Origin of the sequence: Neorhizobium sp. DAR64862/K0K3 (genome assembly GCF_050500185.1) — a bacterium.
Classification (GTDB): Bacteria; Pseudomonadota; Alphaproteobacteria; order Rhizobiales; family Rhizobiaceae; genus Neorhizobium; species Neorhizobium soli.
Map to the genome: position 1 here is coordinate 708,873 of NZ_CP191449.1, position 16,258 is coordinate 725,130.

The window sequence follows — 16,258 nt, forward strand, 5'->3', positions numbered from 1 at the left end:
CTCTTGCTCGAACATGGCGCGAAACGAACAGCGACTATGTCGGAAACGACAAATCCGGGTTCGCAGAACAGCCTATTGGCAATTCTCGGGAGGTTCTAGGCTCACCCCAAACAGGCATCAAGTTAGGGGAACGGGATCCATGAAAAGCCATGCTCGAGTTGTCGTCATCGGTGGCGGTGTCGTCGGATGTTCGGTCCTCTACCATCTGACCAAGCTCGGCTGGAGCGATGTCGTGTTGCTCGAGCGTTCGGAACTCACCTCCGGCTCCACCTGGCATGCAGCAGGGGGCATGCATACGATCAACGGCGATCCGAACGTTGCCAAGCTGCAGAAATACACGGTCGAACTCTACAAGGAGATCGAGGCCTATTCCGGTCAGGACATCGGCCTGCACATGACCTCCGGACTGATGCTGGCGGCGACGCCGGAGCGCTTCGACTGGTTCAAGTCGCTGCTTGCCAAGGGCAAGTATGCAAACGGTGAAGCGCGACTCGTCTCGGTCGAGGAAGCGCATGCGATGATGCCGTTGCTCGACCCGACGCAGTTCGTGGGCGCCGTGTTCGATCCGCACGAGGGCCATCTCGACCCCTACGGCACAACCCATGCCTATGCGAAATCGGCCAAGAAGAACGGCGCCGAGATCTACCTGCACACGAAGGTCGAGGACCTGGTGCAGCTTCCCGACGGAACCTGGCGGGTGATCACGGACAAGGGCGAGATCCGCTGCGAACATGTGGTGAATGCGGCCGGTCTCTGGGCCCGTGAAGTGGGGCGCATGGTCGGGCTGGAACTGCCGGTGCTGGCCATGGAGCACATGTATCTGATCACCGAGGACATGCCCGAGGTCATCGACTTCAACAAGACGTCCGGTCGCGAGCTGATGCACTGCGTCGATTTCGATGGCGAGATCTACATTCGCCAGGAACGCAACGGCATGCTGATGGGCACCTATGAAAAGGACTGCCGGCCCTGGTCGCCGATCGAGACGCCCTGGACGTTCGGCCACGAACTCTTGGCCGAGGACCTGGAGCGCATCACGAACGAGCTGGAAGTGGGCTTCCGGCATTTCCCGGCCTTCAACAATGCCGGCATCAAGACGATCATCAACGGGCCCTTCACCTTTTCGCCTGACGGCAACCCGCTTGTCGGCCCCGTGCGCGGCATGACGAATTTCTGGTCGGCCTGCGCTGTCATGGCCGGGTTCAGCCAGGGCGGCGGCGTAGGGCTGGCGCTCGCCAACTGGATCGTCGAGGGCGATCCCGGTTTCGACGTGTTCGCCATGGATGTCACCCGCTACGGCGATTACGCGTCGCTTGCCTATACCAATGCGAAGGTGCGCGAAAACTATTCCCGCCGCTTCTCGATCCGCTATCCCAACGAGGAACTGCCGGCTGCGCGACCACTGTTGACGACGCCGATCTACGACGCGCTGAAGGCGAGGGGTGCGGTGTTCGGCGCGTCCTATGGGCTCGAAACGCCGCTGTGGTTTGCGCCTGAAGGCGTCGAGGATGCGTTTTCCTGGCGCCGTTCCACCGATTTCGAGCATGTCGGCCGCGAGGCAAAGGCGGTGCGCGACAGCGTCGGGCTGATGGAGACCTCGGGGTTCGCCAAATATTCGATCGGGGGCGAGGGCGCGCATGCCTGGCTCGACCATATTCTTGCGGGCAAGGTTCCAGCCGTCGGCCGTATGGCGCTGTCGCCGATGCTGAACGAGGCCGGCAAGCTGATCGGCGATTTCACGCTCGCCAATCTCGGCGACGACGCGTTCCTGCTGATCGGCTCCGGCATTGCCGAGGACTATCATATGCGCTGGTTCGAGACGCATCTGCCGGACGACGATTCGGTTTCGTTCGATTGCCTCAATCTCGGTCTGGTCGGCCTTTCGATTGCGGGTCCCCGGTCACGCGATGTGCTGCAGAAGCTGACCCATCTCGACCTGTCGGATGAAGCTCTGCCGTTCATGGGCATCGTCGAGATCGATCTCGGCATGGCCCCGGTCATCCTCGGCCGTGTCAGCTATACCGGTGATCTCGGCTTCGAGCTGTGGATGAAGCCGGAATACCAGCGCTATCTGTTCGATCTCATCATGGAGGCCGGTGCGGAGTTCGGGATCACCCTGTTCGGCCTTCGGGCGTTGAATGCGCTGCGTGTCGAAAAATCCTTCGGCAGCTGGTCTCGCGAATACCGGCCGCTTTACGGTCCCGTGGAAGCCGGGCTCGGTCGCTTCATCGCCTATGGCAAGGAGGCCGATTTCATCGGCAAGGCCGCGGCGATCGAGGAAAAGGCGGAGGGCGGCGCGCTGCGTCTCGTCACCTTCGTCGTCGATGCAAAAGATGCGGACGTGCTCGGCGACGAGCCGATCTCGCTTGACGGCCAGGTCTGCGGCTGGGTGACATCGGGCGGTTACGCCCATGCCGCCGGCGTGTCGGTCGCCATGGGCTATGTGCCGAAAGAGGTCTCCCGAACCGAGGAGGGGTGGCAGATCGAGGTGCTCGGCGAGATGCTCATCGCCCGGCTTCAGCCGCATCCGATCTTTGACGCCAACGGGTCGCGCATGCGGTCCTGACCGTCGAAAGCTGAAGAAGCGGATAAGCCAAGACCGAAGCAGACCAGAGGTTATTTCTCTATAGTTTTTGCCATTCGTGTGGAAATCGTGCCGTTTTTTCAACAATGCCAAGCGGATTTGCGTCACGTGCTGCAAAAGCCACTGAAATTATGTCTGCCTCTTTCTTTTGCACTTCACATTTCGATCGAAACCGGTAGGAATCAAAAAAATTGAAGATCCTATCAGGGACATTCAAGCGAAAGATGCGGCCGCCAAGGATCGCATCCGCAGGGGAAAATATATGGAATATTTTATCCAGCAGCTCATAAACGGGCTGACTCTCGGATCCATCTATGGGCTCGTGGCAATCGGCTATACGATGGTTTACGGCATCATCGGCATGATCAACTTTGCCCATGGTGACATCTTCATGCTCGGCGGCTTTGCCGCCCTGATCGTGTTCCTGCTTGCCACATCCTTCTTCGCCGGCATTCCGGTGGCGCTGCTGCTTTTGCTGATGCTGCTCGTCGGCATGCTGATGACAGGCCTTTGGAACTGGACAATCGAGCGGATCGCTTACCGTCCGCTGCGCGGCTCGTTCCGCCTGGCGCCGCTGATCACCGCGATCGGCATGTCGATCTTTCTGTCGAACTTCATCCAGGTGACGCAGGGTCCGCGCAACAAGCCGATCCCGCCGCTGGTCACCGACACCTATCATTTCGGTGCGATCACGGTGTCGCTGAAGCAGATCCTGATCGTCGTGATCACCTCGATCCTGCTGTTTGCGTTCTGGTACATCGTCAACAAGACGCCGCTCGGCCGTGCCCAGCGCGCCACCGAACAGGATCGCAAGATGGCGGCTCTGCTCGGCGTCGACGTCGACAAGACGATCTCGATCACCTTCATCATGGGCGCGGCTCTCGCTGCCGTCGCCGGTGCCATGTACCTGATGTATTACGGTGTCGCCTCGTTCAACGACGGCTTCATTCCGGGTGTGAAGGCATTCACCGCAGCCGTTCTCGGCGGCATCGGCTCGCTGCCGGGCGCTGTTCTCGGCGGGTTGCTGATCGGCCTCATCGAAAGCCTGTGGTCGGCGTATTTCTCGATCGCCTACAAGGATGTCGCGACCTTTGCGATCCTCGCCTTCGTGCTGATCTTCAAGCCGACCGGCATCCTCGGTCGTCCTGAAGTGGAGAAGGTGTAACATGGCGACCGTATCGGAAACCGTTCCCAACAACGTCATGGCCAAGGCGATCAAGGAAGGCATCTTTGCAGGCGTCATCGCCTTCCTGATGTTCCTCCTGTTCGTCGGCATCGAGACCTATCAGGACATCAACAACCAGCTCGTCTGGCGCACCCGCTGGGGCCTGCTTGCGGTGTTCGTGGCAGTCGCTGCCGTCGGTCGCTTCCTGACCGTCGCCTTTATCAAGCCCCATCTCGACCGTCGCAAACTTGCCAAGGCCAAAGCCGGCATTCTCGAGATTTCGGAAGAGAAGAGCTTCTTCCATCGCCACTTCCTCAAGTTCGCGCTGGTCTTCCTGCTCATCTATCCATTCCTGTCGCTGCTGATCGTCGGCAAGCAGGGCTCGCTGAAATATGTCGACAACTTCGGCATCCAGATCCTTATCTACGTGATGCTCGCCTGGGGCCTCAATATCGTCGTCGGTCTCGCCGGTCTGCTCGATCTTGGCTATGTCGCCTTCTATGCGGTCGGCGCCTATTCCTACGCGCTTCTGTCATCGTATTTCGGCTTCTCGTTCTGGCTGCTGCTGCCGATGTCCGGCATTCTCGCCGCGCTCTGGGGCGTCATCCTCGGCTTCCCGGTGTTGAGATTGCGGGGTGACTACCTTGCCATCGTGACGCTCGCCTTCGGGGAAATCATCCGGCTTGTTCTGATCAACTGGACTGATGTCACCAAGGGCACGTTCGGTATCTCGGGCATCGCCAAGGCGTCGTTCTTCGGCATCTGGTCGTTCGATACGGGCTCCCCGAACAATTTCGTCAAGGCCTGGGGACTGTCGGCTTCGTCGGTCTATTACAAGATCTTCCTGTTCTACATCATCCTCGCGCTCTGCATGCTGACGGCCTACGTCACCATTCGCCTGCGTCGCATGCCGATCGGTCGTGCATGGGAAGCGTTGCGCGAAGATGAAATCGCCTGCCGTTCGCTCGGCATCAACACCGTCACCACCAAGCTCACGGCGTTTGCCACGGGCGCGATGTTCGGCGGTTTTGCAGGCTCGTTCTTTGCGACCCGCCAGGGCTTCGTCTCTCCGGAAAGCTTCGTCTTCCTGGAATCTGCGGTCATCCTGGCTATCGTGGTTCTCGGCGGCATGGGTTCTCTGACCGGTATCGCGATCGCCGCTGTCATCATGGTCGGCGGCACCGAGATCCTGCGCGAGATGTCGTTCCTGAAGATCATCTTCGGCCCCGACTTCACCCCGGAACTCTACCGCATGCTGCTGTTCGGGCTGGCGATGATCATCGTCATGCTGTTCAAGCCGCGTGGCTTCGTGGGCTCGCGTGAGCCGACAGCCTTCCTGAAGGAGCGCAAGGCCATCTCCGGCAGCTTCACCAAGGAAGGCCACGGCTGATGGCGACGGATATGACGACTATGACGAAAGACACGATCCTTAGGGTCGAGCATCTGTCGATGCGGTTTGGTGGCCTGATGGCGATCGACGACTTCTCGTTCGAAGCCAAGCGCGGCGAAATCACCGCGCTGATCGGCCCGAACGGCGCCGGCAAGACGACGGTGTTCAACTGCATCACCGGCTTTTACAAGCCGACGATGGGCATGCTGACCCTGCATCGCAGCAACGGCCGGGAGTTCCTTTTGGAACGCCTTCGCGATTTCGAGATCAACAAGGTCGCGGGCGTTGCCCGTACCTTCCAGAACATCCGGCTGTTTTCCGGCCTGACGGTTCTCGAAAACCTGCTGGTCGCGCAGCACAACGTGCTGATGAAGGCTTCGGGTTACACGATCCTCGGCCTCTTGGGTCTGCCGACCTACAAGAACGCTGCCAAGGCCGCGATCGAAAAAGCCGAATACTGGCTGGACAAGGCGGATCTGACAGACCGCGCCGACGACCCGGCCGGCGACCTTTCCTATGGTGCCCAGCGCCGGCTGGAAATCGCCCGCGCCATGTGCACCGGGCCGGAGCTTCTGTGCCTGGACGAGCCCGCCGCCGGCCTCAACCCGAAGGAATCGCTCACGCTCAACGCGCTGTTGCGCGGCATCCGCGACGAAGGCACGTCGCTGCTCCTGATCGAGCACGACATGTCCGTCGTCATGGAGATTTCGGATCACGTCGTGGTTCTGGAATACGGCCAGAAGATTTCCGACGGAACGCCTGATCACGTGAAGAACGACCCGAGGGTGATCGCAGCCTATCTCGGCGTCGAGGATGATGAAGTTGAAGAAATCGAGGAAAAGCTCGACAAGGGCATTATTGAAGAGGGGTCCGTCTGATGGCCGGTGAACCCCTTCTGAAAGTCCAGGGCGTCGAAACCTACTACGGCAACATCCGGGCCCTCGACGGCGTCAATGTCGAAGTCAACAAGGGCGAGATTGTCAGTCTGATCGGCGCCAACGGTGCCGGCAAGTCGACGCTGATGATGACGATCTGCGGCAGCCCGCAGGCCCGCAAGGGTCAGGTCATCTTCGACGGCGAAGACATCACGCAGGTGCCGACGCATCTGATTGCGCGCCGCCGTATTGCCCAGTCGCCGGAAGGCCGCCGCATCTTTCCGCGCATGACCGTGCACGAAAACCTGCAGATGGGCGCCGGTCTCGACAACCTCAAGTATTTCAAAGAGGACGTCGAAAAGATCTTCACCCTGTTTCCGCGCCTCAAGGAACGCCAGGCCCAACGCGGCGGCACGCTGTCGGGCGGCGAGCAGCAGATGCTGTCGATCGGCCGTGCACTGATGGCGCGTCCGAAACTCCTTCTTCTGGACGAGCCGTCGCTCGGCCTCGCACCACTGATCGTCAAGGGCATTTTCGAGGCGATCAAGAAGCTGAACAAGGAAGAGGGGCTCACCGTCTTCCTCGTCGAGCAGAACGCGTTTGCGGCACTCAAACTGTCCGATCGCGCGTATGTGATGGTCAATGGCAAGGTGACGATGTCCGGCTCCGGCAAGGAACTGCTCGCAAATCCCGAAGTCCGCGCCGCCTATCTCGAGGGGGGCCGGCATTGAGCACCATGATCATCATTCCGGCGACCGGGGGACACTGAGATGCAGGGCCTGTTTTTCGAAACCGATACTGGCGTGCGTTATTTCCTGCGCGCACTCGTCATGGTCCTCGGCTTCTGGACGGCGTGGCGCGCCGGCAAGGCGGTCGCAGAAGGCTGGAACGGCTATGGCCATGTCATCGCCTACACGCTGCTGCTGGCCGTCGCGATGCAGTTCATGCATTACGCGCTGTTCCAGGGACCGTTCATCAGCCCGTTCCATTACATCATCGATGTGGTGCTGCTGATGGCGTTTTCCATCTCCGGATTCCGCATTCGCCGCACCCGTCAGATGGTTCAGAACTACTACTGGCTCTATCAGCCTGTCTCCGCTTTCTCATGGAAGAAGAAAGATTGACAGTCGCTCATTTCTGACTTCAGATTGGGTTGGGTCAAATAAGAATACACCAGAGGGTGGAACATTTCTCCGGCGCAATGATGGTGGGTATTGCGTCCGGGTCCCAAAAAACCGCTCACCTAAAAACTGGGAGTAAATCAATGAAGAAGTCTCTTCTTTCCGCCGTCGCGCTGACGGCGATGGTCGCATTCAGCGGCAACGCCTGGGCCGATATCATCATCGGCGTTGGCGGCCCGCTGACCGGCCCGAATGCTGCATTCGGCGCGCAGCTGCAGAAGGGTGCTGAACAGGCTATCGCCGATATCAATGCCGCCGGCGGCATCAACGGCGAAAAGCTGGTCATCGCGCTCGGCGACGACGTTTCCGATCCGAAGCAGGGCATTTCCGTCGCCAACAAGTTCGCGTCCGATGGCGTGAAGTATGTGGTCGGTCACTTCAACTCGGGCGTTTCGATCCCGGCTTCGCAGGAAGTCTATGCCGAAAACGGCATGCTCGAAGTCACCCCTGCAGCAACCAACCCCGTCTTCACCGAGCGCGGTCTGTGGAACACGTTCCGCACCTGCGGCCGTGACGACCAGCAGGGCGGCGTTGCCGGCAAGTATCTTGCAGAGAAGTTCGCCGATGCAAAGATCGCGATCATCGACGACAAGACACCTTACGGCCAGGGTCTCGCTGAAGAAACCATGAAAGCCTACAACGCGGCCGGCAAGAAGCAGGTCATCCGCGAAGGCGTCAACGTCGGCGACAAGGACTTCTCGGCGCTGATTTCCAAGATGAAGGAAGCCGGCGTTTCGATCATCTACTGGGGTGGTCTCCACACGGAAGCCGGCCTGATCATCCGTCAGGCGAAGGATGCTGGCCTCAAGGCAACGCTCGTATCGGGTGACGGTATCGTCTCCAACGAACTGGCCTCGATCGCTGGCGATGCAGTCGAAGGCACGCTGAACACGTTCGGCCCCGATCCGACACTGCGTCCTGAGAACAAGGAACTGGTTGCCAAGTTCAAGGCTGCGGGCTTCAACCCTGAAGCCTACACGCTCTATTCCTACGCAGCCGTTCAGGTCATCGCCGAAGGCATCAAGCTTGCTGGCAGCCCTGACGACGCAGAAGTCGTTGCCAAGGCTCTCAAGGAAAAGGGTCCGTTCAAGACCGTTCTCGGCGACATGGCTTTCGACGCCAAGGGCGACCCGAAGCTCCCAGGCTACGTCATGTACGAGTGGAAGAAGGGTCCGGACGGCAAGTACAGCTACTTCCCGCAGGGCTGAGCCTTCAAGGCTTGAACCATCATTCGACAGGAAGCCCGGCCATTGGCCGGGCTTTTTGCATTGATGCCTGCAGGGTTCAGATATCGAGCTGGAAGTTTCCCGAGCTCAAACCCTGAAAATCCCATCAGAAACTTTCGGGGGTGAAACTGGAAAACCGCACGGCGGGGAGAGGGCCGGCGGTCATCAGTGTGAAATCGAAATTCGACTTTGCTTCCGATCCCAGAACGTATTGACGGTGCACGCGCAGGAAATCGCGCTTGATCCTGTTGTAGCGCTCGGGCGCCATCATCCGCTTGACCCTGATGAAGGCAAGCGTCGCCTGGGGTGCATCTTCATGTCCTGCCAGCGCCACGACGCGGCTCTTGTAGAAATGAATGCTGTCGGTGAGGCACTGAACCTCCAGCCAGAAGATCTGTGGTGCTCGGGCAATGCGGCCGACACAGGCGCGCAATGTCGTAGCGGGCCGCAGCAGCGAGCATTGCAGGATCGCGCCACCGAGCGTCACGAAGCTCACCTTGCGTTCGCTCCGAGCGGGGCCTCGCCTGAACGCATCAGGACTTTCCGCAAGCAGCATGCCGATCACGTGGGTCGCGACAGCCGATCCCATGCTGTGCGACGTGATGAGATATTCGTCCGCATCCTCAGTCAGTGCCTCGCGGACACCCTCCATGCAGCTCGCCAGCCAGGCGTTGACATCGGGCCTGTCGAGATTGGCCATCGCGTCGGCCATCTCCCAGTCGGCGAACAGGTGCAGCGTGTGAAACCGTGCCATGAAGGGGAGGAAGGCGTAGCGGAACAGCGCAAGACCAAGCGGTATGCTCCACAACAGATGCAACATATTGAGCCCGAGCAGCGCGGGCAGGGCAGCGATCACGGCGGTGAGCCCAAGCGCTATCGCCACCAGCAGGAATGGAAACAGGAAAAACAGGCCGAACCGCCATGCGTGCCTGAGATAGCCGGCCATGCCGCCCTGGGTGACGATACGCAAGGCGCTTCGATAACCGTCGAGGATACGGCGCGGCAGCGGCTTGCCGTTCAGGCTGTTGACCAGCGCGCAGTGGTCGAAGATGTAGAACCGGCTTTGCGTGACGCCGTCGGCTGGATCCGAGGCGCTACAGGCGATGTCGAAATACGCAGTCTTTGCGGTCCGCTGCAGATCGCCTGTCTGGAGATCCAGGTTCCATGTCTTAGCGCTCTGGGCCGCCGCGCGCACATAGCGGGCATGGTGCATGCCGGCATCGAGCGGCTCGAAGCCCGGGAAATGCAGGACGACGCGTTTCCTCACCCGTTCCGCCGTCGGGGAGTTATCTGCGTCGTGGGGCGTCTGTGCCGTCAAAGGCGATTGTGTAGTCATGACTGCGGAGTTCCGGATGCGGCTTGTCTAAGCAGTTGAGGGTGCGCGCGGATCTATCCCTTGGCATCGCCGACTGCAAGTGTCTGGCCCCGGTCGGTCCGTTTGCGTCTAGTCCGGCCGGTCGCCTGTGTGCAGGACGTTCGCCGCCATAACCGCTGCCGAGGCGCGGTTTTCGACGCCGAGCTTGATGTAGATCTGCTCGAGATGCTTGTTCACGGTGCGGGCCGACAGACCGAGGATATCACCGATATCCTTGTTCGCCTTGCCCTTGGCGATCCATAAGAGCACTTCCGACTCCCGTTGCGTCAGCGGAAAGTGCTGGCGCAGGATTTCGTCGTCCGGCCGCTTGATGACGGCGGCCGACAGTCGGAACAGGAACTCGTCGGCGCCGATCGCACCAAGAAACGCAAACTGCAGGCTGGTCTGCAGGTTTTCCGACAGCGAGAAGGCGGCGTTTCGGGCAAAGCCTGCCGTATCGCGCTCCGCCATCCAGGCGCCGATGCGGCCCGCGACGATCGCAATTCCGTCATCGCTTTCCGTTGCGGCATTCATCAGCCGCGTTGCTTGCGGCGTCGACCAGCGGATCGAACCGTCGTTTCTGACCGCAAGCAGATGCCGGCCGGCGGCATCGAGCGCGACGCGGGCGCTCTGGGCGGAGCGGGCGTTGGAAAGATGCACCCGTATTCTTGCCCGCAGCTCGTCGATATTGATCGGCTTGCTCAGATAGTCGACGCCGCCGCTGTCGAGCGCGTTGACGACGTGTTCGGTTTCGGTCAGGCCCGTCATGAAGATCACTGGCACTTGAGCTGCCGCATGCGCCTTCAGTCTGCGGCAGGTCTCGAACCCGTCCATGCCGGGCATCACGGCGTCGAGCAGGATCAGATCGGGCGTGATGCGCTCGACGATCGAAAGCGCTGCCTGACCCGACGTGGCGATCAGCACCGAAAAGCCGGATTGCTCCAGCGCTTCGGTCAGGAAGCCGAGCGTGTCGGGACTGTCGTCCACCAGGAGGACGATATCGCGCGGTGTCGTCGCGTCAGCCATCGCTGTTTTCCCGTTCTTCCAGTTCCGCTGTCTCCATGCGTTCCAGGTATTTCATGTAACCGGCCATGTCGAAGGCCTTTACATAGGTTCCGAGCTCTTCCGCGAACGGGCGGTGCGATTGGTCCGTCGCGAGATCCGCGAGCTTGGCTTCGATGCCGCGCACGTAGCCGATTTCGCCGAGGCGCAGGAGATCCTGAAGATGGCCCGTCCCGGGGCTGATGACCGGCTGCTTGACGAGGGCCGAAAGCGCCAGTGCCGGTGCTTCGTCCTCGTAAACCCATTTGAGGGAGAGATGCGAGGCAAGCTTGTCGGCAAGGCGGCGCAGGTTGACGGGCTTGGACAGCGTATCGTCATGCCCTTCGCCACCCGCATCCGCGGTCGTGCCATCGCCGATATTGGCCGAGAGCATGATCATGGGCGCCGTCTGTCCTTCCTCGCGCAACCTCGAAACAAGCTGCCAGCCGCTCATGCCGGGCATGGAGATATCGACGAGAAACAGATCCGGCCGCACACCCTCGATCAGCGTCAGGCATTCTGGTCCGTCGACGGCCGTCAGGATGACGAAATCCATCGGCGCCAGCACTTCGCGCATCAGGTCGCGGTGATCCTGGTTGTCGTCCACCACGACGATGGTGCGGCGCGGCCCGGTATAGGAGACGATCTTGCGCTCGGCCTCCGGCGTCGTATTCGGCCGCTCGATGGCCGAGAGCATGAGGCGCACCTTGAAGGTCGAGCCTTCACCCTTCGTACTGGCAACCGAGATTTCGCCGCCGAGCGTGTTGGTCAGAAGCTGCGTGATCGTCAGGCCGAGCCCAAGTCCCGGCATCGGCCGTATGCTTTCCGCCTCGCCGCGCTGGAACGGCTCGTAGATGCGGCCGAGATCCTTCTCCGCAATGCCACGGCCGGTATCGGTCACGGTGAAGGTGGCCACCTGACTGCGATAGGCGATCTCGAAACGAACAGTTCCCTCGTCGGTGAATTTGACCGCGTTGGAAAGGATGTTGACGAGGATCTGGCGAAGCCGCTTTTCGTCGGTGCGCACATATTGCGGAAGCGTGCGGGCGCGCACGTGTTCGAAGGCGAGACCCTTGGCCTGCGCCTGCAAGCTGAACATCTCGACGATCTGGTCGAGGAAATCCTGGATGTTGATCTCGTTTGAATAGACCTGCAGCCGCCCGGCCTCGATCTTTGAAATGTCGAGCAGCCCGTCGATCAGGCCGGAAAGATGATCGGCGCTGCGCTTGATGACCTTGATCGCCGATTGCCGCGGGGCAGGGATGGTGTCGTCGCGCTCGAGGATCTGGGCATAGCCCAAAACGGCGTTGAGCGGCGTGCGCAACTCGTGGCTCAGGCCAACCACATAGCGGCTCTTGGCGCGGTTGGCGGCTTCGGCGGTTTCCTTGGCATCCTGCAGCGCCGCGTCGGTCTTCTTGTGCGCCGAGATTTCCTTGAGCAGCAGCGTGTTCTGCCGCGAGGATTCCTCCTCGGCCACCATCCGGCTGTCATGCGCCAGAACGTAAAACCAGGAAAAAATGCCGGTGATGATGGCAAACACGAAGAAGACGATCAGGATCGTGCCGTAGATGACATCGGCATTGGCGGGTGCTGCCTGGCCTACCTGATAGGCGATCAGCGACAGGATGGCACCGATTGCCGAGATGGAGATCACCGCCGTCATCCCGTAGCGGCCTAGCCGGGTCGTGAGCTTTGCAATGACGCTTTCGGTGAGGAATGTGCGCGCCACGGTGCCGATCTGTGTGTTCAGCCGCGCATGCGGCTTGCACATGTCGTGGCAGCGGCTGTCGAGCGAACAGCACAGAGAACAGATCGGCGCCACATAGGCCGGGCACCAGGCCATGTCCTCATGCTCGAACGGGTGTTCGCAGATCGAGCAGGTGATCGAGCCCAATGTCTTCCAGCTCTGGCGCGGTTTTCGGGCGAGATAGTATTTGCCCTTGGTGGCAAAGGCGATCGCCGGCGACACCAGGAAGGCCGTCAGTGTCAGATAGGTGGCGAGCGACGCCATCAGCGGGCCGAACAGGCCAAGGTGGGCGGTCAGCGCAATGCCGGTCGCTGTAAACATGGCGCCGAGCCCGACCGGATTGACGTCATAGAGATGGGCGCGCTTGAACTCGATGCCGGGTGGCGACAGACCGAGCGGCTTGTTGATGAACAGATCCGCCGAAATCGTGCAGAGCCAGCTCATCGCGACGATCGAGAAGATGCCGAGCGTTTCCTCCAGCAGCCGGTAGATGCCAAGCTCCATCAGAAGCAGCGCGATGATGACGTTGAACACCAGCCAGACGACGCGGCCGGGATGGCTGTGGGTCAGGCGCGAGAAAAAGTTCGACCAGGCAAGCGACCCCGCATAGGCGTTCATCACGTTGATCTTCAGCTGCGACACGACCACGAAGGCTGCCATCAGCATCAGCGCTGCGGTTTCGTTGGGGATCATGTAGCCGAAGGCGGCGAGGTACATGTGGGCGGGATCGGCCGCGTCCTCGACCGGCACAGCGCTCGAGAGCGTCAGCACTGCGAGGAAGGAGCCCGCGAGAAGTTTTGGCACGCCGACCAGAACCCAGCCGGGTCCAGCCAGAAACACCGCGAACCGGTGGCGCCATTTGCGCTGCCCTTCCGGCGGCAGGAAGCGCAGGAAATCGACCTGCTCACCGATCTGCGGCATCAGCGCCAGAATGACGGCAGACGCTGCCCCAAATTCCACCAGATCAAACGGCGCCGCCCCGCCGACTTCTCCGTTCGAATGGCCGATGCCGGCAAAGGCGCGCCAGAGGTCGAATTTCTGCCAGTCCATGAAAGCGATAAAGACGAAGGGCAGGATGTTGAGGATGATCCAGAACGGCTGGGTCAGAAGCTGGAACCGCGAGATCAGCTGCACGCCGTAGATGACGAGCGGGATCACCACGGCCGCCGAAATGATATAGCCGATCCAGGGCGGTATCCCGAAGGCGAGATCCAGCGCGCCGGTCATGATGGACGCTTCGATCGCAAACAGCATGAAGGTAAAGCTCGCATAGATCAGCGAGGTGATGGTGGAGCCGATATAACCGAACGAGGCGCCGCGGGTGAGGAGATCGATATCGACCCCGTGGCGGATCGCATAGCGGCTGATCGGCAATCCCACGACCAGCATGACGAGAGCGGCCACCAGAATGGCGAAAAACGCGTTGGTCGTGCCGTAGGAGAGCGTAATCGCCCCGCCGATCGCCTCCAGCGCCAGAAACGAGATCGCACCGATCGCCGTCTGCGAAATCCGGCTGGATGAGAAACGGCGCGCGCTCTTTGCGGTAAACCGCAGCGCATAGTCTTCCAGCGTCTGGTTTGCGACCCAGCGATTGTACTCACGGCGAACCGGTATGATGCGTTGGCGTGCTGCCATGCCTAAAAACGATCGCCTTTATCGGGGAGACTGATATTTAGGCAGTTTCGACTTTGGTGCAGGGTTTTGCAAGGGCGGTTTTACCGCCGCTCACACCTCGCTTCGCTTCAGCAGATAATCCAGCCCACCGGCGCGATACCAGCGATAGCCATAGGGCTCGATCACGATGTGATGCTTGCCGTTGTCGTCCGCTGTGCTGTCCGAGTCGTCGGCGATATCGATCAGGTTGCGCCCCGCATCCTCGAGGCCCACGTCGAAGGTGATCTCCACCGGCCGGTCGTGGAAATTGTGGAGGATCACCAGCGCGTTGTCGCGCCAGTCATAGCGCATGGCGAGCACACCGTCATCGCCGGTGTCGAGGCATTCGAATGTGCCCCAGCCGATCTCCGGTGCTTCCTTGCGCATTCGGATCATCCGCTCCGTCCAGTTGAGCATGGAATCGGGATCGCGACGCTGGATGGCGACGTTGACGTGGTCGAAGCCGTAGGGGCCCTCGTGGATGACGGGCAGGATCGGTTTGTCGCTCTTGGTGAAGCCGCCCTGCGGCTCGTTCGACCACTGCATCGGCGTGCGAGCGCAGTTGCGCTCGGGCAGGGAGAGGTCGTCGCCCATGCCGATTTCGTCGCCGTAGCGCAGAACCGGCGTGCCGGGCAGGGAATACATCAGGCTGTAGGCCAGCTTCAACCGGCGCGGATCGCCGCCCAGCATCGGCGCCAGACGACGGCGGATGCCGCGGTCGTAGAGCTGCATGTCCTTGTCCGGACCCATCTTGTCGAACACGGTCTGGCGCTGCTTGTCGGTCAGGCGGCCGAGATCGAGTTCGTCGTGGTTGCGCAGGAAAATGCCCCACTGGCCGGTCGCCGGGCGTTCCTTGGTGTCGTTCATCGCCTTCGCCAGTGGCCGCACGTCGGCGCTGGCCAGCGCATAAAACAGCGACTGGTTGACGTGGAAGTTGAACATCATCTGCATCCGGTCGCCGTCGTCGCCGAAATATTGCAGGTTCTCCTTCGGCACGACATTCGCTTCGGCCAGAATGATGCTGTCACCCTGGCGCCATTGCAGGAATTCGCGGAAGGATCGCAGCATGTCGAACTGCTCCTTCGGCTTTTTGACGTCGGCGCCCTTTTCGGCGATCACGAAGGGCACCGCGTCCATGCGGAAGCCGGAGACGCCGAGCTGCAGCCAGAAGCCAATAATCTTCAGGATTTCTGCCTGCACATGCGGGTTGGCGGTGTTGAGATCCGGCTGGAATTCGTAGAAGCGGTGGAAATAGTACTCGCCGGAGGCCTTGTCGCGCGTCCAGGTCGTCTTCTGGATGCCCGGAAACACCATGCCCTCATCGGCATTGGCCGGTTTCGTCTTCGACCAGACATACCAGTCGCGGTAGCGCGAATTCTTGTCCGCACAGGCTTCCTTAAACCAGGGATGTTCGTCCGACGTGTGGTTGACGACGAGATCGATCAGGACACGGATCCCGCGTTGCTTGGCACTGTGGGTGAACTCGACGAAATCGCCAAGCGTGCCGTAGCGCGGATCGACATTGTAATAGTCGGAGACATCATATCCGTCGTCGCGACCGGGAGACGCCTGGAACGGCATCAGCCAGATCGCGGTCACCCCAAGGCCGGCGAGGTAATCCAGGCGCCGCTGCACCCCTTGAAAATCGCCGACCCCGTCGCCGTTGGAATCCATGAAGGTTTCGACATTGAGGCAATAGAAGACGGCATTTTTGTACCAGAGGTCGTTGATCACGGGATGCTCCACGGCTTCGTTCGATCCGAGGCAATCGCGTCAGCCGCAAAATTGTTCCCGCCCGATTGTGAGTTTGCGATCAAGGCTCGCAAAATGCCCCGTCGGCCCCGTGTAATAACGCTTGCTATTTTACCCGGATCAGAGGCTATGCTTCATCATCAACATGAGGAGATAGGTCATGGCCAAGGGTCAGGTACGCGGCAACAAGGAAACGCGCAAACCCAAGAAGGACAAGGCCGCTCCAGCGGCTGCGCCGACTTTGGGTTCGCAGGTCAAGTCGGCCGAAAGCAACACCAAAAAGAAGTAAT

Annotated in this window: 12 protein-coding genes; 8 read left to right on the forward strand and 4 right to left on the reverse strand. The window is 60.5% G+C overall.

The annotated features are described in order from the left end of the window. The first annotated feature begins 139 nt into the window (after positions 1–139). The 7 genes from ACQY1L_RS03585 (at position 140) to ACQY1L_RS03615 (ending at position 8,403) form a co-directional block, all read left to right on the forward strand. On the forward strand, positions 140–2,566 hold the full coding sequence (locus ACQY1L_RS03585; protein ID WP_430242798.1) for a GcvT family protein: 2,427 nt from the start codon (positions 140–142) through the stop codon (positions 2,564–2,566). Between the two features lie 280 nt (positions 2,567–2,846). Then, positions 2,847–3,749, forward strand: coding sequence for a branched-chain amino acid ABC transporter permease (locus ACQY1L_RS03590; protein WP_062455207.1), 903 nt, complete (start codon positions 2,847–2,849; stop codon positions 3,747–3,749). A gap of 1 nt (position 3,750) precedes the next feature. After that, complete coding sequence (livM, locus tag ACQY1L_RS03595; protein ID WP_113109884.1) at positions 3,751–5,139, forward strand: high-affinity branched-chain amino acid ABC transporter permease LivM; 1,389 nt, start codon at positions 3,751–3,753, stop codon at positions 5,137–5,139. Next, entirely contained in the window at positions 5,139–6,017 is an 879-nt protein-coding gene (locus tag ACQY1L_RS03600; protein WP_062455210.1) for an ABC transporter ATP-binding protein, read from the forward strand. Before livM ends, ACQY1L_RS03600 begins: the two co-directional genes overlap by 1 nt. Further along, entirely contained in the window at positions 6,017–6,745 is a 729-nt protein-coding gene (locus tag ACQY1L_RS03605; RefSeq protein WP_062455212.1) for an ABC transporter ATP-binding protein, read from the forward strand. The genes ACQY1L_RS03600 and ACQY1L_RS03605 overlap by 1 nt, the downstream gene beginning before the upstream one ends. A gap of 39 nt (positions 6,746–6,784) precedes the next feature. Further along, positions 6,785–7,138 (forward strand): DUF6867 family protein, encoded by a 354-nt coding sequence (locus ACQY1L_RS03610; RefSeq protein ID WP_062455213.1) that lies wholly within the window; start codon positions 6,785–6,787, stop codon positions 7,136–7,138. Positions 7,139–7,278: 140 nt separating this feature from the next. Next, positions 7,279–8,403, forward strand: a complete 1,125-nt coding sequence (locus ACQY1L_RS03615; protein WP_062455215.1) for a branched-chain amino acid ABC transporter substrate-binding protein — start codon at positions 7,279–7,281, stop codon at positions 8,401–8,403. Positions 8,404–8,527: 124 nt separating this feature from the next. On the opposite strand, the gene ACQY1L_RS03620 is transcribed toward ACQY1L_RS03615, so the two are convergent. The 4 genes from ACQY1L_RS03620 to ACQY1L_RS03635 all read right to left on the reverse strand — a co-directional run bounded on the left by ACQY1L_RS03620 (position 8,528) and on the right by ACQY1L_RS03635 (position 15,950). Beyond that, a complete protein-coding gene (locus ACQY1L_RS03620; protein WP_430242806.1) occupies positions 8,528–9,757 on the reverse strand; it encodes a hypothetical protein in 1,230 nt (409 codons plus the stop codon). Between the two features lie 108 nt (positions 9,758–9,865). Beyond that, a complete protein-coding gene (locus ACQY1L_RS03625) occupies positions 9,866–10,801 on the reverse strand; it encodes a response regulator transcription factor (protein ID WP_062455217.1) in 936 nt (311 codons plus the stop codon). Continuing rightward, positions 10,794–14,198, reverse strand: coding sequence for a hybrid sensor histidine kinase/response regulator (locus tag ACQY1L_RS03630; RefSeq protein WP_430242809.1), 3,405 nt, complete (start codon positions 14,196–14,198; stop codon positions 10,794–10,796). The genes ACQY1L_RS03625 and ACQY1L_RS03630 overlap by 8 nt, the downstream gene beginning before the upstream one ends. A gap of 90 nt (positions 14,199–14,288) precedes the next feature. Continuing rightward, positions 14,289–15,950: an alpha-amylase family protein gene (locus ACQY1L_RS03635; RefSeq protein ID WP_430242812.1), complete on the reverse strand. Its 1,662-nt coding sequence runs from the start codon at positions 15,948–15,950 to the stop codon at positions 14,289–14,291. Between the two features lie 178 nt (positions 15,951–16,128). Between ACQY1L_RS03635 and ACQY1L_RS03640 the strand changes: the two genes are divergently transcribed. Beyond that, on the forward strand, positions 16,129–16,257 hold the full coding sequence (locus tag ACQY1L_RS03640) for a hypothetical protein (RefSeq protein WP_256413792.1): 129 nt from the start codon (positions 16,129–16,131) through the stop codon (positions 16,255–16,257). The last annotated feature ends 1 nt before the right edge of the window (position 16,258 follow it).